Source organism: Xanthomonas prunicola (genome assembly GCF_002846205.1).
In the GTDB taxonomy this organism is placed as follows: Bacteria; Pseudomonadota; Gammaproteobacteria; order Xanthomonadales; family Xanthomonadaceae; genus Xanthomonas; species Xanthomonas prunicola.
Genome location: NZ_PHKV01000004.1, coordinates 343204 through 362696, shown reverse-complemented (window position 1 = coordinate 362696; position 19493 = coordinate 343204). Strand labels below are relative to the sequence as shown.

Genomic DNA, 19493 nt, shown 5'->3' with positions numbered 1-19493 from the left:
TCAGGAATTGCGCAGTCCATCGCGCAGAAAATGCCAGATTGCAGTGGCGCCGATGCCCCAAACCAAAGCTCCATACACCTGCTGCCAAAATGCATCATGGCGGATTAACACGTACAAGCAGACGGCAGCGACGCTGAAAGCGAAATAAACGCCGGTTACCGGAACGTGCGTCGCAAGCCGACGCGCCAGACGCTGATAGACGTGCTGGGCATGCGGCTCCCACCAGCGCTGCCCTGCGAGCATGCGAGCAAGCAGTGTGAAGCCGGCGTCTACAAGAAAGGCCGTCAGCGGCAGCCAACTGATCCACCAACTCACCTGACCACTCGCCACGTTCAGTGCCAGCAACGCTGCCAACATATAGCCGAGCGCACCGCTGCCGCCATCGCCCATGAAGATGCGCGCGCGCGGGAAATTGAACGGGACAAACCCCAGGCACGATGCCGAAGCTGCCAGCCCGGCCCACGACCACCCAGCCGGCGCCACCAGCGAAAATCCGAAGGCGGCCAACGCCGCCTGGCTGCTCGCCAGACCGTTGATGCCATCCATGAAATTCCAGACGTTGATCAACACCACCGACGCCGCGGCGGTCAGCACCCCATCCCACCCATTGCCCGTGTAATGGCAAACCAAGGCGCCCAACGAGGCCGATGCGGCCAGGTGGATCGCAAACCGCAGCCTGGCCGAGAGCGGACGATGGTCATCCCACCAGCCCACACCTGCCACCGCAATCAATCCCGCTGCGAACCAGCCTAGCGTCAAGCACGCCGCTGGCCACAGCACACTTGCCGCGACGCACCCCAGCAAGATTGCCGCCACAATCGCCATGCCGCCGCCACGCGGTGTCGCCACCACGTGGCTACGCCGTTCACCGGGATGATCGAGCAAGCGGCGGTGTAAGGCATAACGCCGCAACAGCCAGGTCCCCAGCGCCGCGACCAGCAGGTGCAGCACGCACCACAGCCACACCATCAGACCACCGCGTAGTTCAACAGCGGTTTGACCGTACCCCATTCCTTGCAGCTCGGGCATTGCCAGTGATGCGTCTTGGCCCCAAAGCCGCAGCGGGTGCACCGATAGCTCGGATTGCGCACCAGCAGCTGGTCGGTGATGTGCTTGAGGTCCTGCAGTGTCCCGACCGGGTCGCTTCCCTCGGCAAGGGTAAGGTCGATCAACGCCGACTCGCCACGCACCGACGGGCGATCCTTGAGCTGGCGGCCAAGGTAGGCCAGCGCAGGCGCCACGCCATCCTGGGCTTCCATCAACTGGGTCAGCGCCAGCACCGGCGCAATGCCGCGATAGTGCTCGGTCATCTCCGAGAGGAAGTTGCGCGCACCCGCGATATCGCCGACCCGCCGATACGCAGCCATCAACGCAGGAATGATCTCCGGCAGGTATTCCGGATCATGCCGGGCCGCACGTTCGAATGCGCGCACCGCCGCTTCGTCGTGACCGCGCTCGGCTTCGATGCGCCCTTCCAGAATGCCGGCGCGCACGGAGGTGCCATCGGCCTGATAGGCACGCGCAATCGCCTGCAGTGCGTCGTCGGTCTTGCCCAGGCCACGATTGCGGTCGGCCAGTTCGCATTCGAATTGCGAGATCAGCTTGCCCATCGGCTCGCCGGTCACTTCTTCGTAGCGGGTGGCGTTGTCGATTGCCTTTTCCCAATCGCGCTCGGCCTGGTAGATGCCGATCAGGTGGCGCAGTGCCTGTGGTGCACGCTGGTCCAGCTGCGCCAATTCGGTGAACACCGTTTCGGCACGATCCAGCAGGCCGGACTTCATATAGTCCTCGCCGAGGGCCAGCAACGCCTGGACGCGCTGCTGATCAGTCAAATCGCCACGCTGCACCAGGCCCTGGTGCAAGCGGATCGCACGGTCCACTTCACCGCGGCGACGGAACAGATGCCCCAACGCGACTTGGGTCTCGAAGGTCTCCTTGTCCAGTTCGGCGATATGCAGGAACAGCTCGATCGCCTTGTCCGGCTGCTCGTTGAGCAGATAGTTCAAGCCGCGGAAATAGGTACTGGAAAGACGACTGACCTGCGTGTCGCCATGGCGTTGGCCACCGCGACGACCGACGATCCAGCCGCCCAGCGCAGCCAATGGCACAAACAGAAAGAACCAGATCCACTCGGTCAGAAAGTCCATACGTCCTTACAGTCCATCGATGGGGCGCGCATCGACGGCGGCAGGCGTGACAGTCCTGGCGTCGGCGCGACTGACCGCGACAGCCTTGTTGGCCTGGCGCAGTCTGGAATAGAGGGGAATGACCACACTGACCAGCACCATGCCGGCACCGATCAACACACCGACCAGCAGCGCGACGATGATCGCGACACCGGAACTGGTATGCACGCTGGAGAACAGGAAATCGAGCGTGATGTCCTGGGAATTGACAGCACCGATGATCAGACCGACCAACAGGAAGGCCAACATCACCAGCAAGCGAAGCACCTTCATGACGAGACTCCGTCGGAAAGCGGGTTAGCTTAACCGAGACGACATACACACAGCGCCAGAACGGACTTCAGTCCGTCGTATCGGACATATCGACAGGCACCACGGAGCTGACGCGCTCACGCAATTCCTTGCCCGGCTTGAAGTGGGGAACATGCTTGCCCGGCAATGCAACCGATTCGCCGGTCTTGGGATTACGCCCCAGACGTGGCGGACGGTAATGCAGCGAAAAACTGCCGAACCCGCGAATTTCGATCCGATCACCATCGGAGAGCGCCTGCCCCATCATTTCCAGCAGCGACTTGACTGCCAGATCCACGTCGTCCGACTTCAGATGCGCTTGGCGTCGCGCCAGGATTTCAATCAATTCGGACTTGGTCATGGGAAGACTTGCTTTTTTCGACTGACACATCGGAATCGGCCCGGGCAAGCCCGGGCCGATCCATCACGCTCTTGCGAGCGCTACGCGCTTACTCGGACTTGTTGTTGTTCAACTGTGCACGCAACAGCGCGCCCAGCTGAGTCATGCCGCCCGACGCGGAGGCGGACTGGTAGTCCTCCAACGTTTCGCGCATTTCAGCATCGTCCTTGGCCTTGATCGACAGCTGCAGGGTCCGGCCCTTACGGTCCATACCCACGAACTTGGCTTCGATCTTGTCGCCGACCTTCAGGTGCTGGGTCGCATCGTCGACGCGCTCGTTGGCGATATCGCGTGCAGCGACGTAGCCTTCGATGCCATCGGCCAGGTCGATCGTGGCGCCCTTGGCATCCACTTCACGCACCACGCCTTCGACCTTCGAACCCTTCGGGTTGGACGCCATGTACTGACCGAACGGGTCCTGCTCCAGCTGCTTGACGCCCAGGCTGATGCGCTCACGTTCCGGGTCCACTGCCAGCACGACGGCTTCCAGCGTGTCGCCCTTCTTGTAGTTGCGTACGACATCTTCGCCGGTGGTGTTCCAGCTGATGTCGGACAGGTGCACCAGACCGTCGATGCCGCCGTCCAGACCGATGAAGATGCCGAAGTCGGTGATCGACTTGATCTGACCGGACACCTTGTCGTTCTTCTTGTGGGTGGCAGCGAAGGTTTCCCACGGATTGGCGGCAACCTGCTTCATGCCCAGCGAGATGCGGCGACGCTCCTCGTCGACATCCAGCACCATCACTTCGACTTCGTCACCAACCTGCACAACCTTGGACGGGTTGACGTTCTTGTTGGTCCAATCCATCTCCGAGACGTGCACCAGACCTTCGACGCCCGGCTCGATCTCGACGAATGCGCCGTAATCGGTGACGTTGGAGACCTTGCCGAACACGCGGCTGTTGGCCGGGTAACGACGTGCGATGTTGTCCCACGGATCTTCGCCCAGCTGCTTCAGGCCGAGGCTGACGCGGTTACGCTCGCGATCGAACTTCAGCACGCGCACGTCCAGCTCGTCGCCGACGTTGACGACTTCGGACGGATGGCGCACGCGCTTCCAGGCCATGTCGGTGATGTGCAGCAGGCCGTCGATACCGCCAAGGTCCACGAATGCGCCGTAGTCGGTCAGGTTCTTGACGACACCCTTCAGGATCGCGCCTTCCTGCAGCTTGTCCATCAGCTGCTCGCGCTCTTCCGAGTGCTCGCTCTCGACCACTGCACGACGCGAGACCACCACGTTGTTGCGCTTGCGGTCCAGCTTGATCAGCTTGAACTCGAGTTCCTTGCCTTCCAGGTAAGCCGGGTCGCGCACCGGGCGCACATCCACCAGCGAACCAGGCAGGAACGCGCGGACATCCTTGATGTCCACGGTGAAACCACCCTTGACCTTGCCGCTGATGCGGCCGGTGATGGTTTCGTTCTTTTCCAACGCTTCTTCCAGCTCGTCCCACACCATCGCGCGCTTGGCTTTCTCGCGCGACAACACGGTCTCGCCAAAGCCGTTTTCGATCGAGTCCAGCGCAACCTTGACCTGGTCGCCCACACCCACATCGATCTCGCCAGCGTCGTTACGGAACTGCTCGATCGGCACGATGCCTTCGGACTTCAGGCCAGCGTTGATCACCACCACGTCGCCGCGCACTTCCACGACGGTACCGGTGACGATCGAGCCCGGCTTCAGCTTCGCCAGATTGGCTTGACTGGCTTCGAACAGTTCTGCAAAAGATTCTGTCATTTGAATTTACTCAGTTGAACACACGGGCGCCGATCGTCGGGATGCGACAGATACGAACCGCCCAGCCTGTTGGTCGACTCCGGACAGCGAGTCGGTTTAGAAGTAATAGAACCGCCACGCAGGATGCGCGACGGAGCTTTGGAACGCCTTACGGTCGGCGGGACAAGCCCGCTTGCGGAACGCTTACGACGGCGTACGGTCTGCGAGCAACCCGACCACACGCTGGACGACATCCTCGATCCCTATTCCGCTGGTATCGATCAGCACGGCGTCTTCGGCCGGCCGTAATGGCGCCACCACCCGCTGCGCATCACGGGCATCACGGGCCATGATCTCGCGCAGCAGGTCGTCAAAGATAACCGAAACACCCTTTTCCATCAACTGTTTATGGCGACGGCCCGCACGTTCTTCGGCACTGGCGGTCAGAAAGACCTTGTAGGCAGCATCCGGGAAGATCACCGTCCCCATGTCGCGCCCGTCGGCAACCAGCCCGGGCGCCCGCCTGAATGCGCGTTGGCGCTCTTTCAGGGCGCTGCGGACCTCGGGAATGGCGGCAATGGCCGAGGCCAGCGCGCCAGTGGTTTCCAGGCGCAGCTCGCCGGTGGCATCGGCGCCGTTGACCAGCACCCGTAGCCCTGCCTCACCGGCGTCGTCGAACTGCACCTTGGTGTCGAAGGTGCAGCGCACCAGCGCCGCCGGGTCGGACACATCCAGATCGGCCCAGCTCGCTGCAACACCGACGGCGCGGTACAGTGCCCCCGAATCGAGGTAGTGCCAGCCCAGTCTGGCGGCCACAATCCGGCTCACCGTGCCCTTGCCGGCACCGGAGGGGCCATCGATGGTGAGGACGGGCGACAGGTCGGTCATTCAGGTTTCCGGAAGGTCATCAGGCGGTAGTGTAGCGCCGCTCACAGCGATCGCGCTGCAACCACTTGAAAGCACGACGAAAAGCCGGTTAGAATTGCCGGCTTAACTCTGGGTGCAGCCTCGATCGCGCGCACTCTTCCATCGAATCCAACCGTTTACGCCGAGGTGTGCCATGAAAGTCCTGTCCTCCCTGAAGTCTGCGAAGACCCGTCACCGCGACTGCAAGGTGGTCCGCCGCCGCGGTAAGGTCTTCGTGATCTGCAAATCGAACCCGCGCTTCAAGGCGCGTCAGCGCTAAGCCTTTGCGGCGCGTGCAAGACCCGAGAAAGCCGCCTCCGGGCGGTTTTTTCTTGGCCGCTGCCTGACACGGGCTGTTGCTACATGCGTCTGCCGCCCGTCGGCCCAGCCAGGGCAGAGACGTCATCTACACCGGGGCGCGAGCCGGGCAATCGTGGTGCCGCCAGGCCAGCCGTGTCACAGCAGCGTCTATCGTGGTTTTTTGCTGTAATCACCATCTGAATTCTTGTCCACTGGGGAGTAGATGACATGCGCAACCGTTTATTTGTCCTGCCGCTGATCGCGCTGATGGGGATCAGTGCCGTTGCTTCGGCCGATACGCTGCTGGTCGACCGTGCACAGCAGAAGCCTGCTGCTGCCCTGCCCTTGCGCGGGGAAAGCATGAGTCAGGTCGAAGGCCGCTACGGCGCGCCGCAGGAAAAGCTCGACCCGCGTGGTGGTCAGAAGCGTCAGTGGCCAACCATCCATCGCTGGGTGTATCCGGCCTTCACCGTGTATTTCGAAAAAAGCAAGGTGATCGACGTGGTCGCCAATAAGGCCGACGCCAACGAGATCGGCCCTAAGCCGCCGATTCGGTAAAGCACGCTGACACGTGGCCGCAGGTGCTGGCGCCTGTTCGCCGCAGCTCCGGCCGTCACGGACGCATCGCACTGTGTGCTGCGTCCGTCAGCAACCGGACATGCGTTGCTGCGATTCTGTAACAAGGCCAGGCGCGCCGATGTACGCCTGGATCGCAAGAGCCTGCATTTCCGTGCGGGATATCGATGAACGTGCGGGCGATGGCCTGCACACCAAGAAGAGTATTTGCCTGGCATGACCGACCGTCTTCGTTTTCCCGCCGAGTGGGAACCTCAATCCGCCGTGTTGCTTGCGTGGCCACATGCCGGTACCGATTGGGCCGAGCGCCTGGCCGATGTGGAAGAGACCTATATCGCGCTGGTCACGGCGATCTCCCGCTTCGAGCCGGTGGTCATCTGCGTGGCCGATGACGACCTGCAGATCTACGCTGAAGCGCGGCTGCGGTCGGCGCGGGTGGAGATGACGCGCGTGCGCTTTGTGATCGCCGCATACAACGACACCTGGCTGCGCGATTCCGGTCCGATCACGCTGCGCCAGGAAACCGGCTTCCGGTTAATGGATTTCCGTTTCACCGGCTGGGGCGGCAAGTTCGAAGCCAGCCTGGACGATCAGTTGGTGAGCTCCCTGGATGCCGCGCAGGTGTTCGTGCCAGCGCAGGTAGAGACCGTCGACTTCGCCCTGGAAGGCGGTGCGATCGAGACCGATGGCGCCGGCACATTGCTGACCACCTGGAAGTGCCTGCATGAGCGTCACCCGCAGCGCACGCGCGAATCGCTCAGCAGCGATCTGGCCACGTGGCTGGCGCAGGAACGCGTGCTGTGGCTGGATCACGGCTATCTGGAAGGCGACGACACCGACGCACATATCGACACCCTGGCGCGCTTTGCCGGCCCGGATGCGATCGTCTACCAGGGCTGCGATGTGGCCAGCGATTCGCACTATGCCGAACTGCAGGCGATGGGCAACGAGCTGGCAGCGCTGCGCACCGCCCACGGGCGGCCGTATCGCCTGTTCGTGTTGCCGTGGGCACAACCCATTCTCGACGAAGGCCGTCGGCTGGCGGCGTCGTATGCCAATTTCCTGATCGTCAACGGTGCGGTGCTGATGCCGGCCTACGGCGACCCGGCCGATGCGACTGCACAGGCGGTGCTGGCGCAGGCGTTCCCGCACCACGCGATCGTGCCGGTGCCGTGTCGTGCGCTGATCTGGCAGAACGGCAGCCTGCATTGCCTGACCATGCAACTGCCGGCCGGCCTGCTCGCCGCCTAAGCGCAGCTTCAAAATTTGCCTGCGTCGCAGCCGCACACGCCGTGTGTGGTTCCTGTTCCGGCCGGCAGGCCGGTGTTACGCCATGGCGCGCTACCCTTAGTGCGCCACTCAAGTTGGATGCTGCCATGACCCGTCATCTCCTTCCCGTCGCGCTGATCCAGGAGCGCAACCACGGCGACGCCGAGGCCAATCTGGCCGTCATCGAATCGCGTGTGGCCGAGGCTGCCGCGCAGGGCGCCAGACTGGTGCTGCTGCAGGAACTGCACAACGGTGCGTATTTCTGCCAGCACGAGTCGGTGGACGAATTCGATCTGGCCGAGCCGATTCCCGGCCCCAGTACCGAACGTCTGAGCGCACTGGCCAAGCAGCACGGTGTGGTGCTGGTCGCCTCGCTGTTCGAACGTCGCGCAGCCGGGCTGTATCACAACACGGCGGTGGTGTTCGAAAAGGACGGCCGCCTGCTCGGCAAGTACCGCAAGATGCACATTCCTGATGACCCGGGCTTCTACGAGAAGTTCTATTTCACGCCGGGCGATCTGGGCTTCACGCCGATCGATACCTCGGTGGGCCGCCTGGGCGTGCTGGTATGCTGGGATCAGTGGTACCCGGAAGCGGCGCGTTTGATGGCGCTGGCCGGTGCGGAAATGCTGCTCTATCCCACCGCGATCGGCTGGGATCCGGACGACCAGCAACCCGAGCAGGAGCGTCAGCGCGATGCCTGGATCCTGAGCCATCGCGGGCATGCGGTGGCCAACGGCGTGCCGGTGCTGTCGTGCAACCGTGTCGGCCATGAGCCTTCGCCGCTGGGTGCATCGGGCATCCAGTTCTGGGGCAACAGCCATGTGCTGGGACCGCAGGGCGAGTTCATTGCCGAAGCCGGGCAGGACCCGACCGTATTGATCTGCGATGTCGACCTGCAACGCAGCGAGCACGTGCGCCGCATCTGGCCATTCCTGCGCGACCGTCGTATCGATGCGTACGGCGATCTGCTCAAGCGCTACATCGACTGACCGCATGCCCGTCGAGCTGCGTGCAGTCCGCGACGCGGACATCCCGGCGATCACCGCGATCTATGCGGAGCAGATCGCCGGGGTCAATACCTACGAATACAGCGCACCATCGCTCGATGAGATGCGCGCGCGGGTCAGTGCGATCGTGGCTGCGGGCTACCCCTATCTGGTCGCCGAGCTCGATGGCGTGGTCGCGGGCTATGCCTACGCCAGCGCATTTCGCGCACGCGCTGGGTATCGCTGGACGGTGGAGAACTCGATCTATCTGGCCGCCGCGATGCAGGGCCGCGGCATCGGCAAAGCCTTGCTCGGCGAGCTGATCGCAGTCTGCGAGCAGCGTGGGTTCCGGCAGATGATTGCGGTGATTGGCGATGCCGGCAATCTGGCATCGCGACACTTGCATGAACGTTTTGGATTTCGCACGGTCGGAGTCTTCACCGGAATCGGCCGCAAACACGGTCGCTGGTTGGACGGCGTGCAGATGCAACGCGCGATCGGCTCCGGCGACACCGCCCCTCCTTCTGATGAATATCCCCATGACTGAGCAGACCACCCACGTTCTGGACGATGCGCTGTCCGGCCAGCCGCACCGCATCGTCGAACGCGATGGCGTGCGCTACACCTTGCTGGGGACTGCCCACGTCTCGCTGGCCAGCGTGGCCGCCGTGCAACGCGCGATCGGCAGCGGGCGTTACGACGCGGTGGCGGTGGAACTGGATGCGCAGCGCCTGCAGGCGATCAGCGACCCGGACGCCCTCGCCCGCCTGGATTTGGTGCAGGTGATCCGCAAGGGGCGCGTGGCCTTGTTCGCGGCGAATCTGGCGCTTGCCGCCTACCAGCGCCGCCTGGCCAAGCAACTGGGCATCGAGCCAGGCGCGGAATTGAAGGAAGCGGTGAACCTGGCGCGCGCGCAGGGGCTGCCGGTGCACCTGATCGATCGCGAAGTCGGGCTGACCTTCAAGCGTGCATCCGGGCGGTTGGGATTCTTCGGCAAGATGAAACTTGCCGGCGGCCTGCTCGGCGGCCTGTTCGCTGCCGATGAGGTGGGCGAAGAGGAAATCGAAAAGCTCAAGCAAGGCGACATGCTGGAAGCGAGCTTCGGCGATTTCGCCAGCGAAAGCCCGGAGCTGTACGAGACGGTGATTGCCGAGCGCGATCAGTACATGGCCACGCGTCTGCGCGAAGAAGTCTGCGCAGATCAGCGCGAGATCTTGGCGGTGGTCGGCGCCGGGCATCTGGCCGGTCTTGCGCGCCATCTGGAGCAAGACACCGCAGCGCCTGGCCCGATGCGCGAATCGCTGGAATACGTGCAGCAGCGCAAGCGTATTCCGTGGATCACGCTGGGCATCCTGGCGGTCATCATCACCGGCATCGGCATCGGATTCTGGCGTGGTGGCCTGAGCATGGGCGCCGACCTGCTATTGCAGTGGGCGATGTACACCGGCGGCATGGCTGCACTGGGCTGTTTGCTGGCCGGCAGCCACCCGTTGAGTATCCTGACCGCAGCAGTGGTGGCACCGTTCAAGCCCTTCCGGCTGAGCGTGCCAACCGGTGCATTTGCAGCGCTGGTCGAAGTGCATATGCGCAAGCCGGCCTATGGCGATTTCCTGTCGCTGCGCGACGATGCGCAGACGCTGCGCGGCTGGTATCGCAATCGCGTCTCGCGCGTGGTATTGACGTTTCTGCTGACCAATTTCGGCAGCATGGCCGGTGTGTGGTTGGCCGGCGTGCAGATTTTCAACCGTCTGCATGGGTGAGTGCCGGGCGATCCGCGCAGCCGGATGCGCGGATCTCTTGCAGGAGCGCGCTCGGGCGCGAAGAAGCTTTATAGGCAATGCAGCATCGCGCCCCGGGGCGCTCCTACACGATCCTTTTCGACTACGCAGATCGATTATCCCCGCTACTTCTTTGGGGCGAGGCTCGAGGAGCGGTACGTCTGCGGGAGACCGTGATGCGTAAGCCGCCGAAGGCTGTCCTGCAACCACTCGCCTCGGTTTACGGCGCTGCGAGCTGATCGGGTGCAAGCTGCAGGCGCACCCACACGCCATAGTGATCCGATGCCCAACGGCCGTCCGCATAAGGCCTATCGAACAGGATGCGGGCTTCGCGGGCCAACAGGCGGTTCTGTTGAAAGAACACGTGGTCGATGCGAGCGGGTTTGTCGAAGACATGCATGTTCAAGGTGCTGACCGTGGCATCGCTATTGCGATGCACGCTGCCGTAGCTGTCGCCGTAACCTTTGCGTAGTGCTTCCAGATCGAGGGTGTCGGCGGCGGTGTTGAAATCCCCAGCGATCACCACCGGCGCCTGCTTGCTGTTGGAGGCGATGAAGTCGAGCAGATCGGCTACCTGGCGCGTGCGCGTGGCAGTGCCGCGGGCGTCGGTGCGTTCGTTGAGATGGGTGACGTAGATGTTGACCGGCAGGCCATCGACGTCCACCTGCAGATGCGCGGCGACACGGTAATCGTCCAAGGGCTGCAACAGTCGCTGGTGCGTGGCCAGTACCTTGCGGCGGCTCAACAATGCATTGCCGTAGCGTTTGGCCGCGCCGACCGGATCGACCGAAGCGAAGGTGTAGTCATAGCCGAGCTTGCGCGCCAGCCAGGCGGCCTGATTTTCCACGCTGCCGCGGCGTTCGATCACTTCCTGCAGCGCAATCACATCCGGTGCCAGTTGCTTGAGCTCTTTGGCGATGTAAGCGCGTCGTCCCGGCCAGTCTTCGCGGTCGTGGTGCAGATTGAGCGTGACCAGGGTCATCTCGCGTGATGCTGCGCTCGGTGACTCCGCGGCTCGCACGGCCGGATCGATGGTGCCTCGCTGCAAAATTTGCGAAGACTGCATGCCTTGAGTGGCCTGCCCGGCCTGTAAGCCGGTGGAGCACAGCAGCAGTGCAAGCAACGCGACCAGCCATCCCGCACCTCCCCGTGCTGTCACCGCACGGGTCGGTCGCCACGGCTGACTCATTGTTTGGCGCGCTCGGCCCGCCGCACTGCGCTGGGCACATCGATTTGCACGTTGGCCGGCAGTTGCTGGATGCGCAGTTCGCCGTTCTGCCACTCAACCGATTCGCCGTTGACCGTGGCCTTGCCTGGTGTGCCTTGATACGGCCACGGCAACACCACACCACCTGGCGGCAGGATCAGCCCGGGCTGCAACTGCAGCACCAATTGCTTGTCGGTGCGTTGCAAGGTGTAGTTGAGGCGCCCGTACGGTGTACGCAGTTCGGCAATGCCAATGCCCTTGCCTTCAAACCAGCGCGTTGGCGTGCCGGCAGCGATGACCAGGCTGGCATCGGATTCGCGACCGTAGGCGAACATGTCCAGTACCGAGCGTACGAAGTCCGAGGCGACCCAGGCGTGTGGAAGGTCGCCGACGAAAAACGGCGTACGCGGCGTGCGTGAGACCACTTCGGCCCACTGGTTCCAGGGTTGCGGCGCGCGGTCCTTAAAGAAGAACGCAGTGGCGTCCCAGGCGCGGTCGCGCCAGCCCAGGCGCACGAATGCGGCCACGTTGCGCCACTCGTAGGGGGTGTAGTCCTTCCATTCGCGCTTGCCATCGCGGCGGTCGGAGAACTCCTTCCAATAGCGTTCGAAGGTGTTGGTCAGCAGGTCCTGCGGCAGACGTTGCTGCTCGCCGCCCGGGGTCAAGGCAATCGTGGTCGAGGTCGCATCGAAATCGCCGAGCTCGGCCGAACCGGGCAGGAAATCGAGCGTGTGCTCACGTACTGCCGCACCCAGCGAGGCGATCAGGTCGCCACTGAATTCATCGCGTGCGGTGCTGAAACGCGCCACGTCCTCGGGCTTGTCCAGCGCGCCGGCCAGCATCACTGCGTCCTTGTAGCCGCGCAGCGCCCAGAAGTTGTCCCAGTACGAATGCACCGGCTTGGCCGAATAACCTTCGTGGCTGATCGACACCGGCATCATTCCGTAGAAGGCCGGGTTGCGCATGAAGTTGTCTTCGGTGCGTTCGCTGGCGCGCAGCTTTTCCATGTAGTCGTAGGCGCCGGTGACATGCCGCCACATCTTCTCCAGGAACGGCCTGTCGCCGGTGTAGCGGTAATACTCGGCGATGTTGTAGATCAGCTCGCCATGGCTGTCGTTCTCCGGTACCGGATCGCTGCCGCGGTCGTCCACGCAGCAGGGCACCATGCCATCGGCAAACTGATACGGCGCGAACCAGTCCACGTAATCGCGCACCACGTCTTCGCGGCCGAGCCGCAGCAGGCCTTCGGAAATCATTGCGCCGTCGCGGATCCAGCTGCGCGAATAAGAACGTGTGCCCGGCTGCAGGCGCGGCCCGATGCGCGAGATCAGCATGTGCGCCAGCGCGGTACGCAGCGTATCGACCACCGGCTTGCCTTCGGCCGGCACGCTGATGCGTACGCGATCGAGCTTGCTGCGCCATTGCTGGGCCACCTGCTGCTGTGCCTGGTCGGCATCGAAGCCGGCCGGCAGTTGCGCGGTGCCGGTCTGCGGAATCACCAAGGCCACTTCGCGTTTCTGGCCGGGTTCCAGCTTCCAGCGATACAGCAGCACGCCCGAGGCCAGGCCGGTTTCGTCCTTGACCTGGGTGACGGTAGGCGGCGTGGCGGCGGTGAGATGGCTGACGTCCATGCCGCTGTCGAAGGCGCTGGCGAAGCCTGCGTCCGGCCGCTGCACGGCGAACACACGCCGCTTGCCGTTGACGCTGACCTGGCTGCCGTCCACCGCCAGTTGTTCGATCCGGCTGACGCCGCCCAGGGTATTGAGGAACTGCGCCGGCGGATTGACCTGGAACGGACGCACCGCCAGGGCCAGGGTGAAATCACGCGCCTGCTTGCCGGTGTTGTGCAGCTGGTAGCGCGCGACCAGTTGCGCCTGATCGGGTGTGCCCTGCACGAACGCGGTGACGCGCAGGTTCATCAGGTCGTGATGCCAGTCGACGCTGGGGATCGGCAGGTAATCGTCCTGCAGGCTTTGCTCGCTGCTGACGTCGGACCAGTGCAGTACCTTGCCGCCGGTGACCACGAACGGCTCGATGCTGAAACCGCCCTTGCCCACTTCCACCGCGCCGTCTTCGCCGATCAGGCCCTGCTCGGTGCCACCATCCAGACCCAGGATGGTCCAGTACGGCTGCTCGCCGGAGAAGCCACGCGGGTAACTGCCACGCGGCAGCTGCGCGGCCAGCGACTTGATGAAGTCATTGGGCGTTGCGGCGAATGCCAGCGGCTGCAACTGCACTTCCTTGATGCCGTAGCGCCAATTCGGGCCGTCCTTGAGATCGAACCGCAGGTAGCGTGCTTCGGTATCGGGAAGCGCCAGCCAATCGGTGCCGCCAGCGCCGGCGGTGACGGTACGCAGATCGCGCCAGCTGCGGCCATCGGCCGATGCACGCACCACGTACTGCGAGGCCTGCAGGCCGGGCACCCACTGCACCACCGCGCCACCGAATTCGCGCACCTTGCCCAGATCCAGCGTGACGGTCTGTTGCTTTACCGCGCCGCTGAGCCAGAAGGTGTCGGGCTTGCCATCGGCCAGGCGTTGCTCCAACGCCGGCGCAGTGTCGGTGATCGCCTCGGCCTTGAGCGGCGAGGTGTCTTCCGGCGGCAATGGGGTAAGCGTCAGGCGGTCGAAGCACACCGTGCCCTTGCCTCCGACCTTGTTGTAGATGGTGAACTCGACATCCGCGCTGCTGCGCAGCTGCTTGTCCGCACCGGGTCCCCAGGCCTTTTCGATGTTGCGCTTGCGGTAGTTGAAGCTAGTCCAGTTCTTCGGGAAATTGAAGCCCGGCCGGTTGACCCACCACACGTTGTCGCCGCTGGCATCGATCAGCTTGAGCTGCAGATCGTTGGACGGCGATTCACCGCGCAGCGAGAACCCGATGCGGTAGTTCTCGGGATACTCCAGCGGCAGCGCGCGGCGGATGCCGACATAGCCGGACACGCCGTTAAAGTTGTAATCCAGACACAGCGCATGCCCGCCGGAGGGCGTGGCCACCGGGCGCAGCGAGCCGCTGACCTGGTTGGACACCACCAGGCGCCAGGCGCTCATGTCGTTGAAGCCGTCGAGCACGCGCTCCTGCGCCTGCGCCGCGCCCGCGGCGGCAATGGCGGTCATGGCAAACAGTCGCAGGAACACTCGCCTCACCCCTTCACACTCCCCAGCAGAAGACCTTGGATGTAGTAACGCTGCAGCGCCAGGAACAATAGCAGCACCGGAATCACCGTCACCACTGCGCCGGCCATCATCAATTCCACGTCCATGATGTGCTCGCGCGACAGCGCCGCCAGCGCCACCGGCAAGGTGTATTGCTCCTGGTCGGTCAACACGATCAGCGGCCACATGAAGTCGTTCCATGAGCCCATGAAGGTGAAGATGGTCAAGGTGACCAGCACCGGCTTGAGCATCGGCAACACGATCTGGAAGAAGATGCGCATCTCACTGGCGCCGTCAATGCGGGCGGCTTCGATCAACTCATCGGGAATGCTGCGCGCGTACTGGCGCACCAGAAAAATACCGAACACCGTGGCCAGCGCCGGCACCACCACCCCGCCGATGTTATTGACCAGATGCAGCTGCTTCATCAGCAGGAACAGCGGCAGCATCGCCACCTGCGCGGGGATCACCAGCGCCGCCATCAGGATCTTGAAGATGCGCTCGCGGCCGACGAACTGCAGCTTGGCGAACGCATAACCGGCCATGGTGTTGATCAGTAGCGAGCCGAGCGTGATCAGCCCTGACACCAGCAGGCTGTTGGCGAAATTGCGCGCCATGCCGGTGCGCGCGAACAGCTCGTGGTAGTTGGCCAGGGTGAAAGCCGACGGCAACATCGGCGGCGGAAACCGGCTGGCCTCGCCGGTGGGCATGAACGACACCGACAGCATCCACAACAGCGGTGCCAGGCTGATCAAGGCCAACACCAGCAAGCCGCCATTGATCAGCACGCCATTCCAGCGCGATTCGCCGACATCACGACTCATATCAGGTCCTTCTTGCGGCCGAAGCGCAGCATCACGGTGGTCACCGCCAGGATGATCAGGAACAACAGGAACGCTACTGCCGACGCGCGGCCGAGGTTCCACCACTTGAAGCCTTCCTCGAACATGAAATACAGCACGCTGACGGTGCTTTGCAGCGGGTCGCCGCGGGTCATCACGTAGGGTTCGGCAAACAGCTGGAAGTAGCCGGAAATGGTGATCACCCCGACCACCATCAGCACCGGGCCAAGCATCGGCAAGGTGATGTGCAGGAACTGCTTCCAGCGCGAAGCGCCGTCGATACGCGCGGCCTCATACAAGTCTTGCGGGATCGCCTGCAGCCCGGCCAGGAAGATCACCATGTTGTAGCCGAAGTTCTTCCACACTGCGAACAGCATGATGGTGGGCATCGCCCAGCGCGGGTCGCCCAGCCAGTCGATCGGGGCGATGCCCAGATGGCTCAGGCCGAAGTTGACCAGACCATATTTGATATGGAACAGGTAGCGCCAGATCACCGCCACCGCCACCAGGGTGGTCACCACCGGCGCGAACAAGGCAGTGCGAAACAGCGCCTTGAAGCGCGATGCCTTGGCGTTAAGCAGCAAGGCCGCACCGAGCGACACGCCGATCGACATCGGCACACCCAGCAGCACGAAGTAGGTGGTGTTCCACAACGACTTCCAGAACAGCGGCGTCTGCAGCAGGTCGATGTAATTGCCCAGGCCGACGAAGCGCAGATGGCTGCTGTCGGCCAGTGCGTACAGGTCGAAGTCGGTGACGCTAAGCACCAGCGCGGCGAATACCGGCACGCCGAAGAACATGCCCAGCACCATGATCGACGGCGCGGCGAACACCCAGCCGGCGACGGAATTACGCTTCATCATCGCGCGGCTCCCTGATCCGCTGCAGCGGCGGGCGCAGCTGTTTCTGCAGCAGCCGGCGTAACTGCCGGCGTGGCCGTCTCACCGGCCGGGCCGACATGCCCGCCCTCCTGCGCAAAGATCCAGCGGCGCTTGGCCAAAATTTCGTCCACGCGTTTATCCAGTTCCTGCACGGCGGCTTCGTGCGATTGACCGCCACGCACCACGCGCTCGGTCACCAGACGCATTTCCTGCACGATGCGCTCCCACTCCAACACCTTGGGCGTGGCCTTGACCCGTTCCAGCTGGTCGCCGAAGGCATGCGCCAGTTCGTCGTTGGCCAGCGATGGCAGCTTCCAGGTACTGCGCCGCGGCGGCAGGTCGCCGATGATGGCGTGGAAGCGCGCCTGCACCGTGGGCTGCGACAGGTATTCGATCAGCTTCCAGCTGGCGTCCTTGTGTTGCGAGGACTTGAAGATCACCAGGCTGGAGCCGCCCGCTATGCCGGCGCCCAAGCCGTTGGGACCCGGCAACGGCGCGGTGCCCCATTTGCCTTCCATACCCGGCGGCTGGCGCAGCTTGAATTCGCGCACGTTCCACGGGCCGGACAGATAGAACGCGTAATAGCCGTTGAAGAATTCGTACCAGACGTTGGAAACCTGGGTCTCGGACACTTTCGGCGCCCAGCCCTGTTGATACATGTTGTCGTAGAAGCCCAGCGCCTTGCGGAACCCGGCGCCACGGAAGTTGCCGTAGTTGTCGTGGTCGCGCAGCAGACGGTCGTCCTGTTGCAGCGCGAACGACAGCTGCTGCTCGAACTCGTTGAGCGGCATCAGGATGGCGTAGCGGTCGGGGCCGACCTTGCGCTTGATCGCGGCCATCACCTGTTCCATCTCGGCCCAGGTCTTGGGCATTTCGCTGTAGCCGGCCTCGCGCAGCAAGTCCTTGCGATAAAACAGCAGGCGCGTATCCACGTACCACGGCACGCCGTACAGCGTGCCATCGACCAGATTGGTGTCCCACACGCCGGGGAAATAATCGGCCGGATCGACGATCTTGGAGCGTGCAACGTACGGCTGCATCGGCTCCAGCGTGTCCAGCAACGCGAATTCCGGCAACCAGGTGTTACCAAGCTGGCACACGTCCGGCAGTCCGTCAGCAGCGAAGGCGGTGAGCAGTTTTTCGTGCGCCGCGGTCATCGGGATGTTTTGCACATCCACATGGATGGTGGGGTTCTGCTTTTCGAAGTCGGCCACCAACTCAGAGACCACTTCGGCCTCCTTGCCCATCGCCCAGAAGCGCACGGTGGTCTTGCCCGGATCGGAGCGTTCGCATCCCGCCACGCCTGCGCACAGGGCGGCGGCCAATATCAACAGTTTCAAAAGGCGCACGGATTACTCGGGTTTTTGGCGTTGCGTGGGGTCTTGCTGGGCCTGGGCGGCGGCGGCACGCGACTCGGCCATGCCCAGCGCCCGCGCAGCAGCCTTCTGCTCGTCCTTCTGCGGCGCCGGCTGCGGCTCGCCTTCCGGGGTGAGCCAGCCGCCGGTGAAGCCGGCGCGTTCCAGACCGGCGCGGATGTAGGGGTTCTTCTTCATCACGTTCCAGACGAATTCGTTCTGGTAGTTGGCAATCATCGCCAGAATCGGGCCCTGGTCGATGGCGATGTAGTCGCTGGCCACCCAGCCACGGTCCGGCACCATGCGCCCGGTCTTGAGCGGGATGTCGTAGTTGAAGCTGGGATTGAACGAATCCAGGAACCCATAGCTGGAATACAGGAAGTCGCCATAGCGCTTGTGCATTTCCTCGGTGGCCGGGATCACCACTTCCGGGGCGAACACGATCGAGGAGATGGCTGCCGACGGCACGATGGTGCCGTCGTCGAAGTTCTCGCGCAGGCCGGCGCCGCGCGAGGAGTAATGGCGGAACTGGCGTTGCTCGCCCCGGTATTCCTGGCTGGTGTTCTGCGGACCATCGCTGGCGGTGAGGCCCCAGACGTTTTCGCCGTAGTCCTTCCACTTCATCGGGTTGTCGATGGCGTAGTCGCGCTGGGCCAGCGTGGCGCGACGGCTGTTGAGGAAGTAGTCGATGCCGCGTTCGCGCATGTACTGGTCCTGGATATCGCGGAAATCGATCCAGACATGGCTGTATTGGTGCCCGAACAACGGGCCGAACGAGAGGTATTCCTGGCCCTGGTACACGCCCCAGTCGTTGTTGTAGGTGCGGGTCCAGCTGGTCCATGCGTCTGGGTCGACGCCATGGGTGGGCGAGCCCAGCGCAAGGATGTACAGCATCATCGCCTCGTTGTAGCCCATCCAGTCGTGGTTGATGAAGCCACTTTCAGGAAACCAGCCCATTGAGATCAGCGGCGCACGCTGTTGCAGCCAGCGCCAGTCCACGCGCTTGTACAGCGTGTCGGCGATCTGGCGAATCTCCTTTTCGCGCGGGTCGTCGCCGTCGTAATACGACTGGGTGAACAGCACGCCCATCATCAGCAGTGCGGTGTCCACGCTGGACAACTCGACCCAGCTGTCGTAGCGGTTGCCCTGCTGCATGTCCAGAAAATGGTAGTAGAAGCCTTTGTAGCCGGCCCGACCGGTCTTCTGCGGCCCCATTGGCGCATCGCGGAAGAATTTCAATGTTGTCAGGGTGCGGTCGATCGCCTGATTGCGACTGACCCACCCGTTTTCGATGCCGATCGGATAGGCGGTGAGCGCAAATCCGACCGACGCAATACTGGCGAACGGGCGCGACGGAAACCGATCCGGCGACAGTCCATTGAGTTCGTTGGTGGTGTCCCAGAAAAACTGGAACGTGCGGCGCTCGATGTCCGAAAACAGCGGCGGCAGCGGCGGCTTGACCGGCTTGGGCGGCAGTTGCGCCTCAACCAGGATGACTTTGACCGGCGCCTTCTTTTCGGCCACCTTGGGCTCCTCGGCTTGCTTGCACGACGCCAGAACCAGCGCGCCCAGCAAGAGTGGAATCGTCAACCATCGCGACGTGTTGCCCCTGTCCATCCGCCCCCCACTTGTGTAATCGATTACATC

At 63.3% G+C, this 19493-nt stretch carries 18 protein-coding genes; 6 read left to right on the top strand and 12 right to left on the bottom strand.

Annotation, left to right across the window (positions count from 1 at the left end; genetic code table 11):
- The 6 genes from XpruCFBP8353_RS15035 to cmk form a co-directional block, all read right to left on the bottom strand.
- Positions 1 to 969 (bottom strand): MraY family glycosyltransferase, encoded by a 969-nt coding sequence (locus XpruCFBP8353_RS15035; RefSeq protein ID WP_101363929.1) that lies wholly within the window; start codon positions 967 to 969, stop codon positions 1 to 3.
- Complete coding sequence (lapB, locus tag XpruCFBP8353_RS15030; protein WP_101363928.1) at positions 969 to 2147, bottom strand: lipopolysaccharide assembly protein LapB; 1179 nt, start codon at positions 2145 to 2147, stop codon at positions 969 to 971. Before lapB ends, XpruCFBP8353_RS15035 begins: the two co-directional genes overlap by 1 nt.
- A gap of 6 nt (positions 2148 to 2153) precedes the next feature.
- Positions 2154 to 2459 (bottom strand): lipopolysaccharide assembly protein LapA domain-containing protein, encoded by a 306-nt coding sequence (locus XpruCFBP8353_RS15025; protein ID WP_101363927.1) that lies wholly within the window; start codon positions 2457 to 2459, stop codon positions 2154 to 2156.
- Positions 2460 to 2526: 67 nt separating this feature from the next.
- Complete coding sequence (locus XpruCFBP8353_RS15020; RefSeq protein WP_011408447.1) at positions 2527 to 2838, bottom strand: integration host factor subunit beta; 312 nt, start codon at positions 2836 to 2838, stop codon at positions 2527 to 2529.
- A gap of 88 nt (positions 2839 to 2926) precedes the next feature.
- A complete protein-coding gene (gene rpsA, locus XpruCFBP8353_RS15015) occupies positions 2927 to 4612 on the bottom strand; it encodes a 30S ribosomal protein S1 (RefSeq protein WP_003489652.1) in 1686 nt (561 codons plus the stop codon).
- A gap of 183 nt (positions 4613 to 4795) precedes the next feature.
- Positions 4796 to 5479 carry a (d)CMP kinase gene (cmk, locus tag XpruCFBP8353_RS15010; RefSeq protein WP_101363926.1) on the bottom strand — a complete coding sequence of 228 codons (684 nt, stop codon included), beginning with the start codon at positions 5477 to 5479 and terminating at the stop codon, positions 4796 to 4798.
- 172 nt (positions 5480 to 5651) lie between these two features.
- On the opposite strand from cmk, the gene ykgO reads away from it, so the two are divergent.
- The 6 genes from ykgO (at position 5652) to XpruCFBP8353_RS14980 (ending at position 10391) form a co-directional block, all read left to right on the top strand.
- Positions 5652 to 5777 (top strand): type B 50S ribosomal protein L36, encoded by a 126-nt coding sequence (gene ykgO, locus XpruCFBP8353_RS15005; protein ID WP_005913193.1) that lies wholly within the window; start codon positions 5652 to 5654, stop codon positions 5775 to 5777.
- Between the two features lie 248 nt (positions 5778 to 6025).
- Positions 6026 to 6355: a hypothetical protein gene (locus XpruCFBP8353_RS15000; protein WP_101363925.1), complete on the top strand. Its 330-nt coding sequence runs from the start codon at positions 6026 to 6028 to the stop codon at positions 6353 to 6355.
- Positions 6356 to 6589: 234 nt separating this feature from the next.
- On the top strand, positions 6590 to 7624 hold the full coding sequence (locus XpruCFBP8353_RS14995; protein WP_162301066.1) for an agmatine deiminase family protein: 1035 nt from the start codon (positions 6590 to 6592) through the stop codon (positions 7622 to 7624).
- Positions 7625 to 7749: 125 nt separating this feature from the next.
- Entirely contained in the window at positions 7750 to 8634 is an 885-nt protein-coding gene (locus tag XpruCFBP8353_RS14990; protein WP_101363923.1) for a carbon-nitrogen hydrolase, read from the top strand.
- Positions 8635 to 8638: 4 nt separating this feature from the next.
- Positions 8639 to 9178, top strand: coding sequence for a GNAT family N-acetyltransferase (locus tag XpruCFBP8353_RS14985; RefSeq protein WP_101363922.1), 540 nt, complete (start codon positions 8639 to 8641; stop codon positions 9176 to 9178).
- Positions 9159 to 10391 (top strand): TraB/GumN family protein, encoded by a 1233-nt coding sequence (locus tag XpruCFBP8353_RS14980; RefSeq protein WP_101363921.1) that lies wholly within the window; start codon positions 9159 to 9161, stop codon positions 10389 to 10391. The genes XpruCFBP8353_RS14985 and XpruCFBP8353_RS14980 overlap by 20 nt, the downstream gene beginning before the upstream one ends.
- A gap of 238 nt (positions 10392 to 10629) precedes the next feature.
- On the opposite strand, the gene XpruCFBP8353_RS14975 is transcribed toward XpruCFBP8353_RS14980, so the two are convergent.
- From XpruCFBP8353_RS14975 to XpruCFBP8353_RS14950, 6 genes are all read right to left on the bottom strand, one after another.
- Entirely contained in the window at positions 10630 to 11532 is a 903-nt protein-coding gene (locus XpruCFBP8353_RS14975) for an endonuclease/exonuclease/phosphatase family protein (protein ID WP_101363920.1), read from the bottom strand.
- 62 nt (positions 11533 to 11594) lie between these two features.
- Positions 11595 to 14729, bottom strand: a complete 3135-nt coding sequence (locus tag XpruCFBP8353_RS14970; RefSeq protein WP_162301065.1) for a discoidin domain-containing protein — start codon at positions 14727 to 14729, stop codon at positions 11595 to 11597.
- Positions 14730 to 14755: 26 nt separating this feature from the next.
- Positions 14756 to 15592 (bottom strand): carbohydrate ABC transporter permease, encoded by an 837-nt coding sequence (locus XpruCFBP8353_RS14965; protein WP_064510721.1) that lies wholly within the window; start codon positions 15590 to 15592, stop codon positions 14756 to 14758.
- Entirely contained in the window at positions 15589 to 16473 is an 885-nt protein-coding gene (locus XpruCFBP8353_RS14960) for a carbohydrate ABC transporter permease (protein WP_011347672.1), read from the bottom strand. Before XpruCFBP8353_RS14960 ends, XpruCFBP8353_RS14965 begins: the two co-directional genes overlap by 4 nt.
- On the bottom strand, positions 16470 to 17840 hold the full coding sequence (locus XpruCFBP8353_RS14955) for a sugar ABC transporter substrate-binding protein (RefSeq protein ID WP_101363918.1): 1371 nt from the start codon (positions 17838 to 17840) through the stop codon (positions 16470 to 16472). Before XpruCFBP8353_RS14955 ends, XpruCFBP8353_RS14960 begins: the two co-directional genes overlap by 4 nt.
- Before the next feature lie 3 nt (positions 17841 to 17843).
- Positions 17844 to 19463 carry a glucoamylase family protein gene (locus XpruCFBP8353_RS14950; RefSeq protein WP_101363917.1) on the bottom strand — a complete coding sequence of 540 codons (1620 nt, stop codon included), beginning with the start codon at positions 19461 to 19463 and terminating at the stop codon, positions 17844 to 17846.
- Positions 19464 to 19493 lie beyond the last annotated feature (30 nt).

What these genes read in the sequence shown, in the direction of transcription:
- XpruCFBP8353_RS14950 (WP_101363917.1), bottom strand. Translation starts at nt 19,463, where the DNA reads ATGGACAGGGGCAACACGTCGCGATGGTTGACGATTCCACTCTTGCTG.
- XpruCFBP8353_RS14970 (WP_162301065.1), bottom strand. Translation starts at nt 14,729, where the DNA reads ATGACCGCCATTGCCGCCGCGGGCGCGGCGCAGGCGCAGGAGCGCGTG.
- lapB (WP_101363928.1), bottom strand. Translation starts at nt 2,147, where the DNA reads ATGGACTTTCTGACCGAGTGGATCTGGTTCTTTCTGTTTGTGCCATTG.
- rpsA (WP_003489652.1), bottom strand. Translation starts at nt 4,612, where the DNA reads ATGACAGAATCTTTTGCAGAACTGTTCGAAGCCAGTCAAGCCAATCTG.
- XpruCFBP8353_RS15000 (WP_101363925.1), top strand. Translation starts at nt 6,026, where the DNA reads ATGCGCAACCGTTTATTTGTCCTGCCGCTGATCGCGCTGATGGGGATC.
- XpruCFBP8353_RS14980 (WP_101363921.1), top strand. Translation starts at nt 9,159, where the DNA reads ATGAATATCCCCATGACTGAGCAGACCACCCACGTTCTGGACGATGCG.
- XpruCFBP8353_RS15035 (WP_101363929.1), bottom strand. Translation starts at nt 969, where the DNA reads ATGGTGTGGCTGTGGTGCGTGCTGCACCTGCTGGTCGCGGCGCTGGGG.
- XpruCFBP8353_RS14990 (WP_101363923.1), top strand. Translation starts at nt 7,750, where the DNA reads ATGACCCGTCATCTCCTTCCCGTCGCGCTGATCCAGGAGCGCAACCAC.
- ykgO (WP_005913193.1), top strand. Translation starts at nt 5,652, where the DNA reads ATGAAAGTCCTGTCCTCCCTGAAGTCTGCGAAGACCCGTCACCGCGAC.
- XpruCFBP8353_RS15020 (WP_011408447.1), bottom strand. Translation starts at nt 2,838, where the DNA reads ATGACCAAGTCCGAATTGATTGAAATCCTGGCGCGACGCCAAGCGCAT.
- XpruCFBP8353_RS14960 (WP_011347672.1), bottom strand. Translation starts at nt 16,473, where the DNA reads ATGATGAAGCGTAATTCCGTCGCCGGCTGGGTGTTCGCCGCGCCGTCG.
- XpruCFBP8353_RS14985 (WP_101363922.1), top strand. Translation starts at nt 8,639, where the DNA reads ATGCCCGTCGAGCTGCGTGCAGTCCGCGACGCGGACATCCCGGCGATC.
- cmk (WP_101363926.1), bottom strand. Translation starts at nt 5,479, where the DNA reads ATGACCGACCTGTCGCCCGTCCTCACCATCGATGGCCCCTCCGGTGCC.
- XpruCFBP8353_RS14965 (WP_064510721.1), bottom strand. Translation starts at nt 15,592, where the DNA reads ATGAGTCGTGATGTCGGCGAATCGCGCTGGAATGGCGTGCTGATCAAT.
- XpruCFBP8353_RS15025 (WP_101363927.1), bottom strand. Translation starts at nt 2,459, where the DNA reads ATGAAGGTGCTTCGCTTGCTGGTGATGTTGGCCTTCCTGTTGGTCGGT.
- XpruCFBP8353_RS14995 (WP_162301066.1), top strand. Translation starts at nt 6,590, where the DNA reads ATGACCGACCGTCTTCGTTTTCCCGCCGAGTGGGAACCTCAATCCGCC.